Source organism: Enterobacter sp. LU1, from assembly GCF_008271405.2.
GTDB classification, from domain to species: domain Bacteria; phylum Pseudomonadota; class Gammaproteobacteria; order Enterobacterales; family Enterobacteriaceae; genus Enterobacter; species Enterobacter hormaechei_C.
The window spans coordinates 213,517-232,691 of the sequence record NZ_CP043438.2; the positions used below are offsets into that span (position 1 = coordinate 213,517).

Consider the following 19,175-nt stretch of genomic DNA (forward strand, 5'->3'; position numbering starts at 1 on the left):
TGAAATCCCTATGTACCAGGTTGTTGCATCTGATTTAGATGGCACGCTGCTTTCCCCCGACCACACCCTGTCGCCTTATGCGAAAGAGACCCTAAAACTCCTGACTGCCCGCGGCGTGAACTTTGTGTTCGCCACCGGTCGCCACCACGTGGACGTGGGGCAGATCCGCGATAACCTGGAGATCAAGTCGTACATGATCACCTCTAACGGTGCGCGCGTACATGACACGGACGGCAACCTGATTTTTACCCACAATCTCGATCGCGACATCGCCACCGATTTGTTCGGCATTGTGCATAACAACCCGGATATCGTGACTAACGTTTACCGCGACGACGAGTGGTTTATGAACCGCCATCGCCCGGAAGAGATGCGCTTCTTCAAGGAAGCCGTATTCCAGTACTCACTGTACGAGCCGGGTCTGCTGGAGCCGGAAGGGATCAGCAAGGTATTCTTCACCTGTGTAAATCATGAGGAGTTACTGCCGCTGGAGCAGGCGATCAACGCCCGCTGGGGTGACCGCGTGAACGTGAGCTTCTCCACGCTGACCTGTCTGGAAGTGATGGCGGGCGGGGTGTCCAAAGGTCACGCGCTGGAAGCGGTAGCGAAACGGCTGGGCTTTGATCTGAAAGACTGTATCGCCTTTGGCGATGGCATGAACGATGCCGAGATGCTCTCCATGGCGGGTAAAGGCTGCATCATGCAGAACGCGCATCAGCGCCTGAAAGATCTGCACCCGGAGCTGGAAGTGATCGGCACCAACGGCGATAACGCCGTGCCTAAGTATCTGCGCAAACTGTTCCTTGAATAATCTTCAATTGATTGTTTATTGTTCAGATGTCAACTAAAGAGTTCGCTACAATGCCTCTCCTTCTTTCTGAGAGACAAGCATTGTGGCGCTACTCATTATCACCACTATCCTGTGGGCCTTCTCCTTTAGTCTGATTGGCGAATACCTTGCCGGATCGGTCGACAGCTACTTCTCGGTACTGATGCGCGTGGGGCTGGCGGCGCTGGTGTTCCTGCCGTTCCTGCGTACCCGCGGGCAGTCGCTAAAAACGATACTGCTGTACATGCTGGTAGGCGCGATGCAGCTCGGCATCATGTACCTGTTCAGCTTCCGGGCCTACGTTTACCTGTCCGTCTCGGAATTTCTGCTCTTCACCGTGCTGACGCCGCTCTACATCACGCTGATTTATGACTTGCTCAGCAGGCGCCGTTTGCGCTGGGGATATCTGCTGAGCGCTGCGCTGGCAGTCATTGGCGCGGCGATTATTCGCTATGACAAGGTAAGCGATCACTTCTGGACCGGGCTGATGTTCGTCCAGCTCGCTAATATCAGCTTTGCCATCGGGATGGTGGGTTACAAACGTCTGATGGAGACCCGCCCGATGCCGCAGCATAACGCGTTTGCGTGGTTCTATATGGGCGCGGCGATTGTCGCGGTAGCGGCGTGGTTTCTGCTCGGCAATCCGCAAAAGCTGCCGACTACCTCCGTGCAGTGGAGCGTTCTGGTCTGGCTGGGCGTGGTGGCGTCGGGGCTGGGCTATTTTATGTGGAACTACGGCGCTACGCAGGTAGACGCCGGGACGCTGGGGATCATGAACAATGTGCACGTGCCGGCGGGGCTACTGGTGAACCTCGCCATCTGGCAGGAGCAGCCGCACTGGCCGAGTTTCCTTATTGGGGGAACGGTGATCCTGGCTTCGCTGTGGGTACATCGCCGCTGGGTCGCTCCGCGCTCCGCACAAACGGAAGATGGTCGCACGCGTGGTTCCGCGCTGAGCGAATAAACGCTTCCGTAATCGGCTGACGCTGCTCGCCGTCACGCACGGCGGCGTACAGCCGGCTCCACAGTCCTTCACCCAGAGTTTTGGTGACCACCAGACCCTGGCGTTCAACCGTCTCGACCACCCAGTGCGGCAGCGCCGCAATCCCCATTCTGGCCGCCACCATCTGAATTAACAGCAGCGTGTTATCCACGCTTTTCAGCTGTGGGCTGATGCCCGCGGGTTGCAGGAAATGGCGCCAGATATCCAGACGACTGCGCTGTACCGGGTAAATCAGCAGCGTCTCCGTTGCCAGATCTTCCGGCGTGATACGCGTTTTAGCGGCCAGCGGATGGTCCGGGGCCAGCACCAGACGCACCTCAAAATCAAACATTGGCGAATAGTGCAGACCGCTGCGCGGCAGAATATCTGAGGTCATCACCAGATCCAGCTCACCCTGCTGAAGCGACGGCTGCGGATCAAACGTGACGCCGGATTTGAAGTCCATCTCCACCTGCGGCCACTTCTGGCGGAAGTTCTCAAGCGCGGGGGTCAGCCACTGAATACAGCTGTGACACTCAATGGCGATGCGCAGGGTGGTCTGCTGCGGCTCGTTGCAGGACTGCAACGCGCTGGCAATCTGCGGCAGCACCTGGTTCGCCAGCTGAAGCAAAATTTCGCCCTGCGGCGTAAAGCGCAAAGGCTGGCTCTTACGCACAAAAAGACGAAAGCCAAGGCGTTGTTCCAGATCGCTGAACTGGTGAGAAAGGGCAGACTGAGTCTGGTGCAGCGTGGCCGCCGCCGCCGCAAGAGAACCGCAGTTCCGCAACGCTTGTAGCGTTTTCAGGTGTTTTATCTCGATCATGAAAGTCCTTCACTTCGCCATGAACATTTTGCGCTTGAGGAATATACAGTACCTGCCAATTATAGAAGTGTAAACATCTGGACGTCTAAATAACGAATTTCTACAAGGGGTATGCCATGACAATCCGCACTCACACTCTCGGTTTCCCTCGCGTTGGCCTGCGTCGCGAGCTGAAAAAAGCGCAAGAAAGCTACTGGGCGGGTAACGCCACCCGCGAAGAACTGCTGGCGGTGGGGCGCGAGCTGCGCGCGCGTCACTGGGAACAGCAAAAACAGGCGGGCGTAGACCTGCTGCCGGTGGGCGATTTCGCCTGGTACGACCATGTTCTGACCACCAGCCTGCTGCTTGGCAACGTGCCGGCTCGTCATCAGAACAAAGATGGATCGGTGGATATCGATACCCTGTTCCGCATCGGCCGTGGCCGCGCGCCAACGGGTGAGCCAGCGGCAGCGGCGGAAATGACCAAGTGGTTTAACACTAACTATCACTATATGGTGCCGGAGTTCGTTAAGGGCCAGCAGTTCAAACTGACCTGGACGCAGCTTCTGGATGAAGTGGACGAAGCGCTGGCACTGGGTCACCAGGTGAAACCCGTGCTGCTGGGGCCGGTCAGCTACCTGTGGCTGGGCAAAGTGAAAGGCGAGCAGTTCGACCGCCTCAGCCTGCTGAACGCTATTCTGCCGGTTTATAAGCAGGTTCTGATCGAGCTCGGCAAACGCGGTATTCAGTGGGTGCAAATCGATGAACCGGCGCTGGTGCTTGAGCTGCCACAGGCGTGGCTGGATGCCTTCAAACCGGCGTATGACGCGCTCACGGGCCAGGTGAAGCTGCTGCTGACCACCTATTTCGAGGGCGTAACGCCGAACCTCGACACCATTACCGCGCTGCCGGTTCAGGGTCTGCACGTTGATCTCGTTCACGGCAAAGACGATGTGGCAGAGTTGCACAAGCGTCTGCCTGCGGAGTGGCTGCTCTCTGCCGGTCTGGTGAATGGTCGTAACGTCTGGCGTGCCGATCTCACTGAGAAATATGCACAAATTAAGGATATTGTCGGTAAACGTGAATTGTGGGTAGCCTCTTCCTGTTCCCTGCTGCACAGTCCGATCGACCTGAGCGTGGAGACCCGACTCGACCCTGAGGTGAAAAGCTGGTTTGCCTTTGCTCTGCAAAAGTGTGAGGAGCTGGCTCTGCTGCGCGACGCGCTAAACAGCGGCGACACGGCAGCGATTACCGACTGGAGCGCTCCGATCCAGGCGCGCCGTCACTCGACGCGCGTGCATAACCCTGTGGTGGAAAAACGTCTGGCGGCCATCACTGCCCGGGACAGCCAGCGCCAGAGCCCGTATGAAGTGCGCGCCGAAGCCCAGCGTGCGCGCTTTAACCTGCCCGCGTGGCCGACCACAACCATCGGCTCCTTCCCGCAGACTACCGAGATCCGCGGCCTGCGGCTGGACTTCAAAAAGGGCAATCTGGATGCGAATCACTACCGCACCGGCATTGCGGAACACATCAAACAGGCGATCGTCGAGCAGGAACGTCTGGGTCTGGACGTGCTGGTGCACGGCGAGGCCGAGCGTAACGATATGGTGGAATACTTCGGTGAACACCTGGACGGCTTCGTCTTTACCCAGAACGGCTGGGTGCAAAGCTACGGTTCCCGCTGCGTGAAGCCGCCGGTGGTGATCGGCGACGTCAGCCGCCCGGAAGCGATCACCGTGGAGTGGGCGAAGTATGCCCAGTCTCTGACCGACAAACCGGTAAAAGGCATGCTGACGGGGCCGGTGACCATTCTCTGCTGGTCGTTCCCGCGTGAAGATGTATCCCGGGAAACCATCGCCAAACAGATCGCCCTGGCGCTGCGTGATGAAGTGGCGGATCTGGAAGCGGCGGGGATTGGCATCATTCAGATCGACGAACCGGCGCTGCGTGAAGGCCTGCCGCTGCGTCGCAGCGACTGGGATGCTTATCTGACGTGGGGCGTGGAGGCGTTCCGCCTCAACGCGGCCGTCGCGAAGGACGACACGCAGATCCACACCCACATGTGTTACTGCGAATTTAACGACATCATGGACGCCATTGCCGCGCTCGACGCCGATGTGATCACCATCGAGACCTCGCGTTCAGACATGGAGCTGCTGGAGTCGTTCGAAGAGTTCGACTACCCGAACGAAATCGGGCCGGGCGTGTACGACATTCACTCTCCTAACGTGCCGAGCGTGGAGTGGATTGAAGCGCTGCTGAGAAAAGCCGCCCGGCGCATCCCGGCGGAACGTCTGTGGGTAAACCCGGACTGCGGCCTGAAAACCCGCGGCTGGCCTGAAACCCGCGCGGCGCTGGCGAACATGGTGCAGGCGGCGCAGAATTTGCGTCAGGCGTAGTGGGGCTGGATTGCCCGGTTGGCGCAGCCGCCACCGGGCTTTTTGTATTACGCTTTCTTCCCGCCGTACTGGCTGAACCACGCCAGCATTCTTTGCCAGCCATCTTTCGCGGATTCTGCGTGATAGCTCGGACGATAATCGGCATTAAACGCGTGTCCCGCATCCGGGTACACCACGATCTCCGCCGTCGCGTTTGCTGCCCGCAGCGCGTGGCGCATGGTCTCGACGGTATCAAGCGGAATGCCGGTATCCTGACCGCCATACAGCCCTAACACCGGGGCATTGAGATCGGTGGCGATATCAACCGGATGCTTCGGCGAGTTCAGAGTCTTTTCACCCACCAGTTTACCATACCAGGCCACAGCGGCTTTCAGCTGCGGATTGTGCGCGGCATACAGCCAGCTAATGCGTCCGCCCCAGCAGAAGCCGGTCACCATCAGACGGTGCGGGTCGCCACCGTTGCGCGCCGCCCAGCTGGCAACGTGGTCGAGATCGGCCAGCACCTGCGCGTCCGGGACTTTGCTGACCAGGTTGCTGAACAGCGTCGGGATGTCGCTGTAATCATTCGGATCGCCCTGACGGAAGTACAGTTCCGGCGCAACGGCCAGGTAACCTTCCAGCGCCAGACGGCGGCAGAGGTCGCGAATATGTTCATGAACGCCAAATATTTCCTGCACCACAATCACGATGGGCAGCGGGCCATCGGCGGATTTTGGCCGCGCGTGGTACGCTGGCATGTTCTCCCCCTGGGAGGGAATGGAGGTCTCGCCTGCGGTAATGGCTTCTTCAGGGGTTGAGACGATGGTTGAAGCGTGCGGGGCCGCAGCAGGTGCAAAACCGGTTTTTTCAGTCATGGCATTCTCCGTACCAATGAATGGATTAGCGCAAAGATAAATATAGACACCAGGTTAACAACCCACAGTGCCTTATAGCGTCTATCTTTTGTGCAGCACCCGGCGATATAACTTGTTAATGTGATGTGAATCACTATTTTATGGAAATTAACTGCAATCATTTTCATTCATGGTGAGGTGTGTCACGAAATGATGCGCATTGCTTCTGTAAAGTACCGTTTTACTTCTTCTGACAAACCGACCCACAGAGGAGTCACCTATGTCTAAGTCTGATGTTTTTCATCTCGGCCTCACTAAAAACGATTTACAAGGGGCTACGCTTGCTATCGTCCCCGGCGATCCTGAGCGTGTGGAAAAGATCGCCGCGCTGATGGATAAGCCGGTTAAGCTGGCAGCCCATCGCGAATTCACCACCTGGCGCGCAGAGCTGGACGGTAAAGCGGTGATCGTGTGCTCTACCGGTATTGGTGGCCCGTCTACCTCTATCGCCGTTGAAGAGCTGGCGCAACTGGGCATTCGTACTTTCCTGCGTATCGGCACCACCGGCGCCATTCAGCCGCACATCAACGTGGGCGACGTGCTGGTTACCACCGCCTCCGTGCGTCTGGACGGGGCAAGCCTGCACTTTGCACCGATGGAATTCCCGGGAGTGGCCGATTTCGAATGCACCACCGCGCTGGTTGAAGCCGCGAAGTCCGTGGGCGCCACCACCCACGTGGGCGTAACTGCCTCTTCCGACACCTTCTACCCGGGCCAGGAGCGTTACGACACCTTCTCTGGTCGCGTGGTGAGCCGTTTCAAAGGCTCCATGGAAGAGTGGCAGTCGATGGGCGTCATGAACTACGAAATGGAATCTGCGACGCTGCTGACCATGTGCGCAAGCCAGGGTCTGCGTGCCGGTATGGTGGCGGGCGTTATCGTCAACCGTACCCAGCAGGAGATCCCGAACGCTGAAACCATGAAGCAGACTGAAAGCCATGCGGTGAAAATCGTGGTTGAAGCGGCGCGCCGCCTGATCTAATTCTCTCTTCAGTGCTAAAAGGCCGACATGCTCGGCCTTTTCTTTTTTGCGTAACGCCTCGCAGGAAAACCCTTTCAAACTGGACGTTCATACAGCACAATTCTATTTTGTGCGGGTTAGACGTGGATGCAGGGGGCATTGTGGATATCTCAATCCTGGTTTATGCGGTAGTTGCGCTGGTGAGCGTGGGGATTGGCTGGCTCATTTCCGGCTACCAGCATGCGCAGCAGAAAGCCGAACAGCTGGCAGAGCGCGAGGAGATCGTCGCCGAACTCAGCGCGACGAAACAACAGCTTGCGCTGAGTGACCACTGGCGCGACGAGTGCGAACTGCTCAATAACGAACTGCGCAATCTGCGTGATATCAACACCTCGCTGGAGGCCGATCTCCGGGAAGTGACCACCCGCCTTGAATCCACCCAACTGCACGCCGAAGACAAAATCCGTCAGATGATCAACAGCGAGCAGCGTCTTAGCGAGCAGTTTGAGAACCTCGCGAACCGCATTTTTGAGCACAGCAATCGCCGCGTGGATGAGCAGAACCGCCAGAGCCTGAACAGCCTGCTGACGCCCCTGCGTGAGCAGTTGGATGGCTTTCGCCGTCAGGTACAGGACAGCTTTGGTCAGGAGGCCCGCGAGCGCCACACGCTGGCGCATGAAATTCGTAATCTCCAGCAGCTGAATGCGCAGATGGCGCAGGAGGCGGTTAACCTGACGCGCGCACTGAAAGGTGATAACAAAGCGCAGGGAAACTGGGGCGAAGTGGTCATGACGCGCGTGCTGGAGGCCTCTGGTCTGCGCGAAGGATACGAATACGAAACGCAGGTCAGCATTGAGAACGATGCGCGCTCGCGGATGCAGCCGGATGTCATTGTTCGTCTGCCGCAGGGCAAAGATGTGGTTATCGACGCCAAAATGACGCTGGTGGCCTATGAGCGCTACTTCAACGCGGAAGATGACTACACCCGCGAAACAGCGTTGCAGGAGCACATCGCCTCCGTGCGTAACCATATCCGTCTCCTGGGCAGAAAAGATTATCAGCAGTTGCCGGGGCTGCGATCGCTGGATTATGTGCTGATGTTCATTCCGGTCGAGCCTGCGTTCCTGCTGGCGCTCGACAGACAGCCCGAGCTGATCACCGAAGCGCTGAAAAATAACATTATGCTGGTCAGCCCCACCACGCTGCTGGTGGCGTTACGTACCATTGCCAACCTGTGGCGCTATGAGCACCAAAGCCGTAACGCGCAGCAGATTGCCGATCGCGCCAGCAAGCTGTACGACAAAATGCGGCTGTTTGTGGACGATATGTCCTCGGTGGGGCAAAGCCTCGAGCGCGCGCAGGATAACTACCGCCAGGCGATGAAAAAACTCTCCTCCGGGCGCGGCAATTTGCTGGCGCAGGCGGAGGCGTTTCGCAGCCTGGGGGTGGAAGTTAAACGCGAGATTAATCCGGAACTGGTGGAGCAGGCTACGGCTCAGGACGAAGAGTTTCGTCTGCGTGAAGGTGACGGTGAGCAAAATAGCCGCAATGAAGACAATGGCTTAGCGGCAAATTTATCCCCCGAAGCACAGCCGGCACGTTTCTTTCACGGTGGTTGAAACGTAGGGCAAATGCGCCCAATCTGTTACACTTCACGAACATTTGACTGATTAGCAGGCTCTGAGATGGTTGACGATTCACAAGACACAACGCACTTTGGCTTTCAGACTGTCGCCAAAGCGCAGAAAGCTGACATGGTGGCCCACGTATTTCATTCCGTGGCGGCGAAGTACGATGTGATGAATGATTTGATGTCATTCGGCATTCATCGCTTGTGGAAGCGCTTCACTATTGATTGCAGCGGCGTGCGCCGTGGACAAACGGTGCTGGATTTAGCCGGAGGCACAGGGGATCTGACCGCTAAATTCTCCCGTCTGGTTGGCGAAACCGGCCGCGTGGTGCTGGCGGATATCAACGACTCCATGCTGAAAATGGGACGCGAAAAGCTGCGTAACATCGGCGTGGTGGGCAACGTTGAATATGTTCAGGCCAACGCCGAAGCGCTGCCGTTCCCGGATAATACGTTCGACTGCATCACCATCTCTTTCGGTCTGCGTAACGTGACCGATAAAGATAAAGCGCTGCGCTCCATGTACCGCGTGCTGAAGCCGGGCGGCCGACTGCTGGTTCTCGAGTTTTCTAAACCGATTATCGACCCGCTGAGCAAAGCTTACGATGCCTATTCCTTCCACGTTCTGCCGCGCATCGGCGAGCTGGTGGCAAACGATGCAGAAAGTTACCGTTATCTGGCTGAGTCCATCCGAATGCACCCGGATCAGGACACGCTGAAAGCGATGATGCAGGATGCGGAGTTCGAAAACGTGGAATACTTCAATATGACGGCGGGTGTCGTCGCGCTGCATCGTGGTTACAAGTTCTGAGTGGAGGTTTCCCGTGCCCATTAAACCCTTAGTCACCGCAGGCATCGAGAATGTACTGAATGCCTTTCTGTATCGCGCTCCGGCGCTGAAAACCGCACGTCAGCGGCTTAACGGAAAGGTGCTGCGCATCGTTTTAAAGGAGTTCTCGACGCCGCTTGTGCTGGTCTTCAGCGAACGCCAGCTTGACGTTCTGGGGGAGTGGGAAGGCGAGGCGGACTGCTCGGTGATTACGCACATGAGCGTATTGCCAAAACTGCGTGACCGTCAGCAGATGACGGCGCTTATTCGCAGCGGTGAGCTGGAGGTCGAGGGCGATATTCAGGTGGTACAGAACTTCGTTGCTCTCAGCGATCAGGCTGAATTCGACCCGGCGGAACTGCTGGCGCCCTATATCGGCGACATCGCGGCTGAAGGTATAAGCAAAACGCTGCGCACGGGTTCCGCTTTCCTGCGTAAAGGTCTGCTCCGTCAACAGCGCTACGCTGCCGAGGTGCTGACCGAAGAGTGGCGTATGGCGCCGGGGCCTTTAGAAGTCGCCTGGTTTGCAGAAGAGACCGCGGCAGTTGAGCGCGCAGTTGATGCGTTAACCAAACGGCTGGAAAAACTGGAGGGCAAATGACGCCTGGTGAAATTCGGCGCCTCTATTTTATCGTTCGCACCTTTTTGAGCTACGGGCTCGACGAGCTTATCCCCAGAATGCGTATCACCCTGCCGCTTCGGCTTTGGCGTCGCACGCTGTTCTGGATGCCGAATCGCCATAAGGATCAGGAGCTGGGCGCACGCCTGCGTCTTGCGTTACAGGAGCTGGGCCCGGTCTGGATCAAGTTTGGACAGATGCTCTCAACACGTCGCGACCTTTTCCCACCGCAAATTGCCGATCAGCTCGCGCTATTGCAGGACCGCGTCGCTCCGTTTGACGGAGAGAGAGCGAAGAAACAAATCGAAGAAGCGATGGGCAATATCCCCATCGAGACCTGGTTCGATGATTTCGATATTCAGCCCCTGGCCTCTGCCTCTATTGCGCAGGTTCACACCGCGCGCCTGAAGGAAAATGGCAAAGAGGTGGTCATCAAAGTGATTCGTCCGGATATCCTGCCGGTTATCAAAGCAGACATGAAGCTGATTTATCGCCTGGCTCGCTGGGTGCCGCGTCTGTTGCCGGATGGTCGCCGTCTGCGTCCGCTGGAAGTGGTACGGGAATACGAAAAAACGCTAATTGACGAGCTTAACCTGCTGCGTGAATCGGCGAACGCCATTCAGCTGCGTCGAAACTTTGAAGACAGCCCGATGCTGTATGTTCCTGAAGTCTATTCTGACTATTGCAGTCAGAACATGATGGTGATGGAACGTATCTACGGTATTCCGGTCTCGGACGTGGCGGCGCTGGAAAAACAGGGCACCAACATGAAGCTGCTGGCCGAACGTGGCGTGCAAGTCTTCTTTACTCAGGTTTTCCGCGACAGCTTCTTCCATGCAGACATGCATCCGGGCAACATTTTCGTCAGCTATGAGCACCCGGAAGATCCGAAATACATCGGCATCGACTGCGGTATTGTCGGCTCGCTGAATAAAGAGGATAAGCGCTACCTCGCAGAGAACTTTATCGCTTTCTTCAATCGCGACTACCGTAAGGTGGCCGAGCTGCACGTGGATTCAGGCTGGGTTCCGCCAGATACCAATGTGGAAGAGTTTGAATTTGCGATCCGCACCGTCTGTGAGCCGATTTTTGAAAAGCCGCTCTCGGAGATCTCTTTCGGACACGTCCTGCTCAACCTGTTCAACACCGCACGCCGTTTCAATATGGAAGTGCAGCCGCAATTAGTTTTACTTCAGAAAACATTACTTTACGTTGAGGGCGTAGGCCGCCAGCTCTATCCTCAGTTAGACTTGTGGAAAACCGCGAAACCGTTCCTCGAATCCTGGATTAAGGATCAGGTCGGTATTCCAGCCCTGGTTCGCTCGCTTAAAGAGAAAGGCCCGTTCTGGATTGAAAAAATGCCTGAAATTCCTGAACTGGTTTACGACAGTTTGCGTCAGAGCAAGAACCTTCAGCACAGCATGGATAAAATCGCGCACGAGCTTCAATCCAGTCGCGTGCGTCAGGGGCAGTCCCGCTATCTCTTCGGAATTGGCGCGACGCTGCTGATAAGCGGCACGTTGCTGTTGATCAATCGTCCGGACTGGGAAATGATGCCAGCCTGGATTATGGCTGCCGGTGTGGTTGTCTGGCTTGCTGGCTGGAGAAAAACGCGCTGAATTAGCGTCGCTATCGAGGGATTGCATACGTATAATGCGATCTGACTAATTAATCATCTATCACTGGGGAACACGCATGGGTGGTATCAGTATCTGGCAGTTAGTGATCATTGCCGTCATCGTTGTGCTGCTGTTTGGCACGAAAAAACTCGGATCGATTGGTTCCGACCTGGGCGCGTCAATCAAAGGCTTCAAGAAAGCCATGAGCGATGATGAGAATAAGCAGGAAAAAACCAGTCAGGATGCTGATTTTACCGCTAAATCCATCGCCGATAAGCAGGACGAAGCCAAAAAGGAAGAGGCTAAACGTCACGATAAAGAGCAGGTGTAATTCGTGTTCGACATTGGTTTTGGTGAGTTACTGCTGGTCTTTGTGATTGGTCTGATTGTGTTGGGGCCGCAGCGTTTACCCGTTGCGGTGAAAACCGTCGTGGGCTGGGTGCGGGCGCTTCGCTCGCTGGCAACTACCGTGCAGAACGAGCTGGCGCAGGAGCTGAAGCTTCAGGAATTTCAGGACAGCCTGAAAAAGGTTGAAAAGGCGAGCATGGACAACCTGACGCCGGAACTGAAAGCATCAATGGATGAGTTGCGCGAAGCGGCGGAATCCATGAAGCGCTCTTACAGCATTAACGATCCTGAGAAGGCGAGCGATGAAGCAAACACCATCCACAATCCGGTGGTGAAGGGTAGCGAAGAGCAGCGCGAGGGTGTAACGCCTTCCAGCGCGGAGCATCAGGCTGCTTCGCCAGAGCAATCGCCGCAGGAGCCCGAAGTGAAAAAGCAGGTACCGCCGGAAGAGCCCGTGGTCAAAACGGCTGAGGTAAAACCCGCCGCGCCCGTTTCCGAATCATCCCCCTCGTCGAGTGATAAAGCGTAAACATGGCAGTAGATGATACTCAACCGCTTATTACGCACCTCATTGAGCTGCGTAAACGCCTGTTAAACTGCATTATTGCGGTTTTCCTCATTTTTTTATGTCTGGTCTATTTTGCCAACGATATCTATCAGGTGGTTTCCGCGCCGCTGATTAAACAGATGCCGCTGGGAGCGACGATGATTGCAACAGACGTTGCTTCACCGTTCTTTACCCCGATCAAGCTGACCTTCTGGGTGTCGTTGATTGCCTCTGCGCCGGTCATTTTGTATCAGGTCTGGGCATTTGTGGCGCCCGCGCTGTACAAGCATGAACGCAAGCTGGTTATTCCGCTGCTGGTGTCCAGTTCGCTGCTGTTTTATATCGGCATGGCGTTCGCCTACTTCGTTGTCTTCCCGCTGGCCTTCGGTTTCCTGACGCATACCGCACCGGAAGGGGTACAGGTGTCGACGGACATCGCCAGCTACCTCAGCTTCGTGATGGCGCTGTTTATGGCCTTTGGTGTCGCCTTTGAGGTGCCCGTAGCAATTGTCCTGCTCTGCTGGGTGGGGGTGACCACGCCTGACGATCTGCGTAAGAAGCGCCCGTACATCCTGGTGGGGGCATTTGTCGTAGGTATGCTGTTAACGCCACCGGACGTCTTCTCGCAAACCTTACTGGCGATACCCATGTACTGCCTGTTTGAAGTCGGCGTGTTCTTCGCTCGTTTCTACGTCGGAAAGGGGCGTACCCGGGACGAAGAAGACGAGCCGTCTGAAGAGACCACTAAAGAATAAAACCAACCGCCCGTCAGGGCGGTTGTCATATGGGGATACGTATGTTTGATATTGGGCTTAACCTGACCAGCGCCCAGTTTGCGAAAGACCACGATGAGGTGGTGGCGCGCGCCTTTGCCGCTGGCGTGCGTGGGCTGTTACTGACGGGAACGAATCTGCATGAGAGTGAGCAGGCACGGCAGCTGGCGCAACGCTATCAACACTGCTGGTCCACCGCAGGCGTGCATCCTCATGACAGCAGTCAGTGGACGCATGAAAGCGCTGAGACGCTTCATCGTCTGGCACAAACGCCAGAAGTGGCTGCCATTGGCGAATGCGGACTTGATTTCAACCGTAACTTCTCGACGCCTGAAGAGCAGGAGAAGGCATTTACCGCCCAGCTTGCGCTGGCAGCAGAGCTGGAGATGCCGGTGTTTATGCACTGTCGCGATGCGCATGAACGTTTTATGGCGCTTCTGGAACCCTGGCTGGAGAAACTGCCGGGCGCGGTATTGCACTGCTTTACGGGCTCCCGTCAGGAAGCGCTGGACTGCCTGAACCGCGGGCTGTATTTGGGTATCACGGGCTGGGTCTGCGATGAGCGTCGTGGGCTGGAGCTGCGTGAGCTGTTACCTGTTATCCCGGCCGATCGTTTGCTGCTGGAAACGGATGCGCCGTATCTGTTGCCCCGGGATATGCAGCCCAAACCGCCATCACGACGTAATGAACCGGCCTACCTGGGGCATATTGCTGAGCGAGTGGCGCACTGGCGCGGAGAAGATGCGCAGTGGCTGGCAGCACAAACCGATGATAACGTGCGTCGTCTGTTCGGCGTGCAGTTCTAAACTTTGCGGAAATCGGTGTTTTTAACGCTCTGCAACACCTCTTTATTCAGCAGGTTGAGCAGCAGCATGGAGCGCGCTTCACCGTCCGGCTCAGCGAAGATGGCCTGTAAGCCTTCAAAGGCGCCTTCGGTGATCACCACGCTGTCGCCAGCATAAGGGGTTTCCGGATCGGTAATATCTTCAGGCTGCTGGTAGACAGAAAGCTGATGAATAACCGATGACGGTACTCTTGCCGGATGGGCGCCAAAACGCACAAAATGGCTGACGCCGCGCGTGGCGCTGATCGTCGTGGTGTGGATCACTTCGGGGTCGAACTCAACGAACAGGTAATTCGGGAACAGAGGCTCACTGACGGTCGTGCGTCTTCCACGCTGCATTTTTTCAAGCGTGATCACGGGTGTCAGGCAGTTAACAGACTGACGTTCAAGATGTTCCTGCGCGCGCTGAAGTTGCCCGCGTTTGCAATACAGTAAATACCAGGCCTGCATAATCACTCTTCCCATTGTTCGGGGCGCAAGCATACCAAAACCCTGGCGGGATCGCTAAGGTGATTATAATGGCGAAAAAGAGAGTAAGTCGTGGAAGTTCACGCTAATTTAACAAAATTACAGCATCACGCGGTCTTACGCCGTATAATGAAGCGCTTACAGAGAGGCCATGATTAACTGCATGAAATACCACGATCTACGCGACTTCCTGGCGCTGCTGGAAAAGCAGGGCGAACTCAAACGCATTACGCTTCCTGTTGATCCGTATCTGGAAATGACAGAAATCGCTGACCGCACCCTGCGCGCGGGCGGCCCGGCGTTGCTGTTTGAAAACCCAAAAGGCTACGCCATGCCGGTGCTGTGCAACCTGTTTGGCACACCTCGCCGCGTGGCGCTGGGGATGGGACAGGAAGATGTCACGGCGTTACGTGAAGTGGGCAAACTGCTGGCCTTTCTGAAAGAGCCGGAGCCGCCAAAAGGGTTCCGCGACCTGTTCGACAAGCTGCCGCAGTTTAAGCAGGTGCTGAACATGCCCACCAAACGCCTGCGCGGTGCGCCGTGCCAGCAAAAAGTGCTGGAAGGCGATGCGGTGGATCTGACCAAAATTCCCATCATGCAGTGCTGGCCTGACGATGCCGCACCGCTGATCACCTGGGGCCTCACCGTGACGCGTGGGCCGCATAAAGAGCGTCAAAACCTCGGCATTTACCGCCAGCAGCTGATTGGCAAAAACAAGCTCATCATGCGCTGGTTGTCCCATCGCGGTGGGGCGCTGGATTTCCAGGAGTGGTGCGCGGCCCATCCGGGCGAACGCTTCCCGGTTTCCGTCGCGCTGGGTGCCGATCCGGCAACCATTCTGGGCGCGGTGACGCCTGTTCCTGATACGCTGTCTGAATATGCCTTTGCAGGGCTGCTGCGCGGCACCAAAACCGAAGTGGTGAAGTGCATCTCCAATGACCTGGAAGTACCGGCCAGCGCAGAGATTGTGCTGGAAGGTTACATTGAACAGGGCGAGCTGGCACCCGAAGGGCCGTACGGCGACCACACCGGCTATTACAACGAAGTGGATAACTTCCCGGTGTTCACCGTCACCCACATTACCCAGCGTGAAGATGCCATCTATCACTCCACCTATACCGGCCGTCCACCGGATGAACCGGCGGTGCTTGGCGTGGCGCTGAACGAAGTGTTCGTGCCGATCCTGCAAAAGCAGTTCCCGGAAATTGTCGATTTTTATCTGCCGCCGGAAGGGTGTTCGTATCGCCTGGCGGTGGTGACGATGAAGAAGCAGTATGCCGGTCACGCTAAGCGCGTGATGATGGGCGTATGGTCTTTCCTGCGCCAGTTTATGTATACCAAGTTTGTGATCGTCTGCGATGATGACGTCAATGCCCGCGACTGGAATGACGTCATTTGGGCCATCACCACGCGTATGGATCCGGCGCGTGATACGGTGTTAGTGGAAAACACGCCGATAGATTACCTGGACTTTGCCTCGCCGGTTTCCGGCCTTGGCTCAAAAATGGGACTGGATGCCACGAACAAATGGCCTGGCGAAACCGACCGTGAATGGGGTCGCCCGATCGAAAAAGATCCTGACGTGACCGCGCGAATTGACGCGATCTGGGACGAGCTGGCCATAATGAATAACGGTAAGGCAGAATAAGACCGTTTAGCCCTATAGACTTCCCGACAGAGAGAGCGAATGACAACCTTAAGCTGTAAAGTGACGTCGGTAGATGCTATTACCGACACCGTATATCGCGTCCGTTTGGTTCCTGAAGCGGCCTTCTCATTCCGTGCCGGTCAGTACCTGATGGTCGTGATGGACGAGCGTGATAAGCGTCCTTTCTCTATGGCCTCAACGCCAGCAGAGAAGGAATTTATTGAGCTGCATATTGGTGCGTCTGAGCTTAACCTGTACGCGATGGCCGTGATGGACCGCATCCTGAAAGAGCGTGAAATCGTGGTCGATATTCCTCATGGCGAGGCCTGGCTGCGTGAAGACGAAGACCGTCCGCTGATCCTGATTGCCGGTGGCACGGGCTTCTCTTATGTCCGTTCTATTCTGCTGACCGCGCTGGCGCGCAACCCGAATCGCGATATCACCATCTACTGGGGCGGCCGTGAAGAGAAGCATCTTTACGATCTGTCTGAGCTGGAAGCGCTGAGCGTGAATCATCCAAACCTGCGCATTGAGCCGGTTGTCGAGCAGCCGGAAGAGGGCTGGCGCGGGCGCAGCGGTACGGTGCTGACTGCGGTATTGCAGGATCACGGGACGCTGGCCGGGCACGATATCTACATTGCCGGTCGCTTTGAAATGGCAAAAATTGCCCGCGACCTGTTCTGCAACGAGCGTGACGCGCGGGAAGATCGTCTGTTTGGCGATGCGTTTGCGTTTATCTGATTGAGAAACCCGCTTCGGCGGGTTTTTTATGCTCGGGCAATAGCCTGGTGAAAATTTAACCTTGAAATGAGCGGCGCAATGCCGTTATTCTTGTTCCCGTTAAATTTCGCCCTCAGGAGCGCCCCCCAAAAATGAACAAACACGACTGATGAATTTCGATCCTTGCTCAACGCACCGCGTCTGCAGGGGATGTTTTGATTTCATTCAGGAGTGCTTATGGCTCATTTTGCGCAGTCCCCCTCTTTTATTTTGCATCAGGTCACCTGTCAGTTTGCGACGGGCGATATCCTTTTTGGTCCACTGAATCTTTCTCTGGATGCGTCAGTGTGCGCGCTGGTTGGCCGCAACGGCAGCGGTAAAACACGTCTTCTGCGGCTGCTGGCAGGGGTTGATGAACCCGCCAGCGGTCATATTGAGCGCTTTGGTACACACGTCTATGTGGCGCAGCAGCAGGATATTTCTGCGGATACGACTCTTGCCGGACTGCTTGGTTACGACGCGATCTTTGCGGCGCGCACGCGCATCGACAGCGGTCATTATGAACCCGACGATCTCGACACGCTCGATGGTTACTGGGATCTGGCTGAACGGCTGAGCCAGGCTTTTATCACTGCAAAACTTCCCCCTTTTGACCCGAATAAACGCGCGGCAGAGCTGAGCGGCGGCGAGCGCATTCGTGCCTTGCTGTGCGGCGCATTCGCCGCAGATGCTGATTACCTGCTGCTGGACGAACCGACCAACCACCTCGACAGGCAAGGCCGCGTGTGGTTCTACGAGCAGCTTTCCCGGTATCAGGGCGGGGTGCTGGTGGCCTCCCACGACCGTGAGTTGCTGGCCCAGGTATCGCGTATCCTTGAACTGAGCGCATTGGGCCTGCGCAGCTACGGTGGGAATTATGCTGGCTATCGAACCCAGCGTGATGCTGAGCAGCTGGCTGCCCGCGCCGCGCTGGAGCATGCTGCCACCGAACGCAAGCGTACCCGCGCCCGTATGCATAAAGAGCATGACGACAGCCTGCGGCGTTCAGCCAAAACGCTTCGCACGGTCGACAGCCTTAACATCGCCTCGTTTGAACGGGTCAAATACAAAGGGGCGGCGAAAGAGCGTATTGGTTCCTGGAAAAAACAGCATAGCGATCAAAATTATGCTCTGAACGCTGCGGTCAACCAGGCACGCGAGCGGGTTGAAGAGGAGAACGCGGTGATGTTTACCCTGCCGGGCAGTGAAATCCCGGAAGGAAAACAGGTGCTGGTGCTGGAAGAACTGGTGCTTCCGCACGTGCCTGTCTCCTCGATAAACTGGCGAATGGATGGCCCGATGCGCGTGGCGCTACGCGGGCCGAACGGCTGTGGAAAATCCACGCTGTTGAAAGTGATGTTGGGCGAAACCGCCCCTGTCACGGGAACCTGTAAGGTCTCCGTCAGGTGTGCTTATCTCGATCAGCATCTTTCCCGGCTGGATCTGTCGCAGTCGGTGATGACACACCTTAGCCTCGGCAATACGCCGCTCGAAGAGGGGGCGTTGCGTACCCGTTTAGCGCAGCTTCAGCTGGGCGCAGAGAAAGTGACCCTTCCACTGGCCGAACTGAGTGGCGGCGAGCGCCTGAAGGCCGCGCTGGCCTGCGTATTGTGGCGTGAAGCGGCAACGCAACTGCTGCTTCTGGATGAGCCGACCAACCATCTTGATCTGGCCTCTGTTCAGGCCATAGAAGCGGCCTTAGCCGATTACCCCGGCGCGCTGCTGGTGGTGTCGCATGATGAAGCCTTTCTGGCAGGGCTGAAGCTGACGCATGAACTGGTGTGGGAAGAGACGGGATGGCGATGTGAAAGTCTGTAAACACAAGCCCCCGCAAGGGCGGGGGCAAACAAACTTTATCAGGCTAACTGCTTGCGAAGGTCAGGGTTTGCCTGGATCAGGCGCATCAGCTTTAGCTCGGCTGGGGTTGGTTTTTCACGTTTTGACTCCCACTCCAGCACCATCGCTACGCTGACACCCATCGCTCTTGCGAATTCATCTGTTTTCAGGCCCGATCCTTTGCGTAAACGCTCAAATTCACTAAAAGGATTGGACTTTTGATTCAGGGTAACCGTCGGCGGTACATCTTTAAAAATAATCTGTTCCAGGCTGCTCAGCAGCTCAAACTCAGGATCTTTTAATTCCATTGAGAACTCCTCATAAATCACACATCGGGATCATGAACATCAGAGAGCCTGTTAAGAATAGTCCCTAAACCAGACACAGGA

The 19,175-nt window shown here is 56.4% G+C and carries 19 protein-coding genes; 15 read left to right on the forward strand and 4 right to left on the reverse strand.

From position 1 onward, the window contains the following. The first annotated feature begins 10 nt into the window (after nt 1–10). Nucleotides 11–811: a sugar/pyridoxal phosphate phosphatase YigL gene (gene yigL / locus FZF21_RS01030; protein WP_015570001.1), complete on the forward strand. Its 801-nt coding sequence runs from the start codon at nt 11–13 to the stop codon at nt 809–811. A gap of 82 nt (nt 812–893) precedes the next feature. After that, nucleotides 894–1,793, forward strand: coding sequence for a carboxylate/amino acid/amine transporter (locus tag FZF21_RS01035; RefSeq protein WP_023295736.1), 900 nt, complete (start codon nt 894–896; stop codon nt 1,791–1,793). On the opposite strand, the gene metR is transcribed toward FZF21_RS01035, so the two are convergent. Then, nucleotides 1,681–2,634 carry an HTH-type transcriptional regulator MetR gene (gene metR / locus FZF21_RS01040; protein ID WP_015570000.1) on the reverse strand — a complete coding sequence of 318 codons (954 nt, stop codon included), beginning with the start codon at nt 2,632–2,634 and terminating at the stop codon, nt 1,681–1,683. The genes FZF21_RS01035 and metR overlap by 113 nt on opposite strands. A gap of 116 nt (nt 2,635–2,750) precedes the next feature. Between metR and metE the strand changes: the two genes are divergently transcribed. Beyond that, entirely contained in the window at nt 2,751–5,012 is a 2,262-nt protein-coding gene (gene metE / locus FZF21_RS01045) for a 5-methyltetrahydropteroyltriglutamate--homocysteine S-methyltransferase (protein WP_047737371.1), read from the forward strand. Between the two features lie 47 nt (nt 5,013–5,059). Here metE and FZF21_RS01050 read toward each other — a convergent pair whose 3' ends face one another. Then, nucleotides 5,060–5,866, reverse strand: a complete 807-nt coding sequence (locus FZF21_RS01050) for a dienelactone hydrolase family protein (RefSeq protein ID WP_032646815.1) — start codon at nt 5,864–5,866, stop codon at nt 5,060–5,062. 259 nt (nt 5,867–6,125) lie between these two features. On the opposite strand from FZF21_RS01050, the gene udp reads away from it, so the two are divergent. The 9 genes from udp (at nt 6,126) to tatD (ending at nt 14,037) form a co-directional block, all read left to right on the forward strand. Further along, complete coding sequence (udp, locus tag FZF21_RS01055) at nt 6,126–6,887, forward strand: uridine phosphorylase (protein WP_047737373.1); 762 nt, start codon at nt 6,126–6,128, stop codon at nt 6,885–6,887. A 140-nt stretch (nt 6,888–7,027) separates the two neighbouring features. Next, nucleotides 7,028–8,485, forward strand: a complete 1,458-nt coding sequence (gene rmuC, locus FZF21_RS01060) for a DNA recombination protein RmuC (protein WP_047737376.1) — start codon at nt 7,028–7,030, stop codon at nt 8,483–8,485. A gap of 66 nt (nt 8,486–8,551) precedes the next feature. Further along, nucleotides 8,552–9,307 (forward strand): bifunctional demethylmenaquinone methyltransferase/2-methoxy-6-polyprenyl-1,4-benzoquinol methylase UbiE, encoded by a 756-nt coding sequence (gene ubiE / locus FZF21_RS01065; RefSeq protein ID WP_003860790.1) that lies wholly within the window; start codon nt 8,552–8,554, stop codon nt 9,305–9,307. Nucleotides 9,308–9,320: 13 nt separating this feature from the next. Further along, complete coding sequence (gene ubiJ / locus FZF21_RS01070) at nt 9,321–9,926, forward strand: ubiquinone biosynthesis protein UbiJ (RefSeq protein WP_003860788.1); 606 nt, start codon at nt 9,321–9,323, stop codon at nt 9,924–9,926. Beyond that, nucleotides 9,923–11,563 (forward strand): ubiquinone biosynthesis regulatory protein kinase UbiB, encoded by a 1,641-nt coding sequence (ubiB, locus tag FZF21_RS01075; RefSeq protein WP_017694740.1) that lies wholly within the window; start codon nt 9,923–9,925, stop codon nt 11,561–11,563. The genes ubiJ and ubiB overlap by 4 nt, the downstream gene beginning before the upstream one ends. Before the next feature lie 76 nt (nt 11,564–11,639). Beyond that, nucleotides 11,640–11,894: a Sec-independent protein translocase subunit TatA gene (tatA, locus tag FZF21_RS01080; protein ID WP_003860787.1), complete on the forward strand. Its 255-nt coding sequence runs from the start codon at nt 11,640–11,642 to the stop codon at nt 11,892–11,894. Nucleotides 11,895–11,897: 3 nt separating this feature from the next. After that, complete coding sequence (gene tatB, locus FZF21_RS01085) at nt 11,898–12,440, forward strand: Sec-independent protein translocase protein TatB (RefSeq protein ID WP_003860783.1); 543 nt, start codon at nt 11,898–11,900, stop codon at nt 12,438–12,440. 2 nt (nt 12,441–12,442) lie between these two features. Continuing rightward, on the forward strand, nt 12,443–13,213 hold the full coding sequence (gene tatC / locus FZF21_RS01090; protein WP_015569997.1) for a Sec-independent protein translocase subunit TatC: 771 nt from the start codon (nt 12,443–12,445) through the stop codon (nt 13,211–13,213). A gap of 41 nt (nt 13,214–13,254) precedes the next feature. Beyond that, nucleotides 13,255–14,037, forward strand: coding sequence for a 3'-5' ssDNA/RNA exonuclease TatD (gene tatD / locus FZF21_RS01095; protein ID WP_063946236.1), 783 nt, complete (start codon nt 13,255–13,257; stop codon nt 14,035–14,037). Here tatD and rfaH read toward each other — a convergent pair. Then, entirely contained in the window at nt 14,034–14,525 is a 492-nt protein-coding gene (gene rfaH, locus FZF21_RS01100; RefSeq protein WP_003860779.1) for a transcription/translation regulatory transformer protein RfaH, read from the reverse strand. The two genes, tatD and rfaH, sit on opposite strands and share 4 nt — an antisense overlap. Before the next feature lie 172 nt (nt 14,526–14,697). On the opposite strand from rfaH, the gene ubiD reads away from it, so the two are divergent. The 3 genes from ubiD to FZF21_RS01115 all read left to right on the forward strand — a co-directional run bounded on the left by ubiD (nt 14,698) and on the right by FZF21_RS01115 (nt 18,768). Continuing rightward, nucleotides 14,698–16,191 carry a 4-hydroxy-3-polyprenylbenzoate decarboxylase gene (ubiD, locus tag FZF21_RS01105; protein WP_149121388.1) on the forward strand — a complete coding sequence of 498 codons (1,494 nt, stop codon included), beginning with the start codon at nt 14,698–14,700 and terminating at the stop codon, nt 16,189–16,191. Between the two features lie 39 nt (nt 16,192–16,230). Continuing rightward, the gene (gene fre / locus FZF21_RS01110) at nt 16,231–16,932 is read left to right on the forward strand and encodes an NAD(P)H-flavin reductase (protein WP_003860778.1); all 702 of its coding nucleotides are present in this window, start codon (nt 16,231–16,233) and stop codon (nt 16,930–16,932) included. Nucleotides 16,933–17,148: 216 nt separating this feature from the next. Then, nucleotides 17,149–18,768 (forward strand): ABC-F family ATP-binding cassette domain-containing protein, encoded by a 1,620-nt coding sequence (locus FZF21_RS01115; protein ID WP_149121121.1) that lies wholly within the window; start codon nt 17,149–17,151, stop codon nt 18,766–18,768. Nucleotides 18,769–18,806: 38 nt separating this feature from the next. Here FZF21_RS01115 and FZF21_RS01120 read toward each other — a convergent pair whose 3' ends face one another. Further along, nucleotides 18,807–19,094, reverse strand: a complete 288-nt coding sequence (locus FZF21_RS01120; protein ID WP_003860776.1) for an HTH-type transcriptional regulator — start codon at nt 19,092–19,094, stop codon at nt 18,807–18,809. Between the last annotated feature and the right edge of the window lie 81 nt (nt 19,095–19,175).

Bases quoted from the DNA above. Each gene is read 5' to 3' on its own strand.
- yigL (WP_015570001.1), top strand. From the start codon at position 11: ATGTACCAGGTTGTTGCATCTGATTTAGATGGCACGCTGCTTTCCCCC.
- metR (WP_015570000.1), bottom strand. From the start codon at position 2,634: ATGATCGAGATAAAACACCTGAAAACGCTACAAGCGTTGCGGAACTGC.
- metE (WP_047737371.1), top strand. From the start codon at position 2,751: ATGACAATCCGCACTCACACTCTCGGTTTCCCTCGCGTTGGCCTGCGT.
- FZF21_RS01050 (WP_032646815.1), bottom strand. From the start codon at position 5,866: ATGACTGAAAAAACCGGTTTTGCACCTGCTGCGGCCCCGCACGCTTCA.
- udp (WP_047737373.1), top strand. From the start codon at position 6,126: ATGTCTAAGTCTGATGTTTTTCATCTCGGCCTCACTAAAAACGATTTA.
- ubiE (WP_003860790.1), top strand. From the start codon at position 8,552: ATGGTTGACGATTCACAAGACACAACGCACTTTGGCTTTCAGACTGTC.
- ubiB (WP_017694740.1), top strand. From the start codon at position 9,923: ATGACGCCTGGTGAAATTCGGCGCCTCTATTTTATCGTTCGCACCTTT.
- tatA (WP_003860787.1), top strand. From the start codon at position 11,640: ATGGGTGGTATCAGTATCTGGCAGTTAGTGATCATTGCCGTCATCGTT.
- tatC (WP_015569997.1), top strand. From the start codon at position 12,443: ATGGCAGTAGATGATACTCAACCGCTTATTACGCACCTCATTGAGCTG.
- tatD (WP_063946236.1), top strand. From the start codon at position 13,255: ATGTTTGATATTGGGCTTAACCTGACCAGCGCCCAGTTTGCGAAAGAC.
- rfaH (WP_003860779.1), bottom strand. From the start codon at position 14,525: ATGCAGGCCTGGTATTTACTGTATTGCAAACGCGGGCAACTTCAGCGC.
- fre (WP_003860778.1), top strand. From the start codon at position 16,231: ATGACAACCTTAAGCTGTAAAGTGACGTCGGTAGATGCTATTACCGAC.
- FZF21_RS01115 (WP_149121121.1), top strand. From the start codon at position 17,149: ATGGCTCATTTTGCGCAGTCCCCCTCTTTTATTTTGCATCAGGTCACC.
- FZF21_RS01120 (WP_003860776.1), bottom strand. From the start codon at position 19,094: ATGGAATTAAAAGATCCTGAGTTTGAGCTGCTGAGCAGCCTGGAACAG.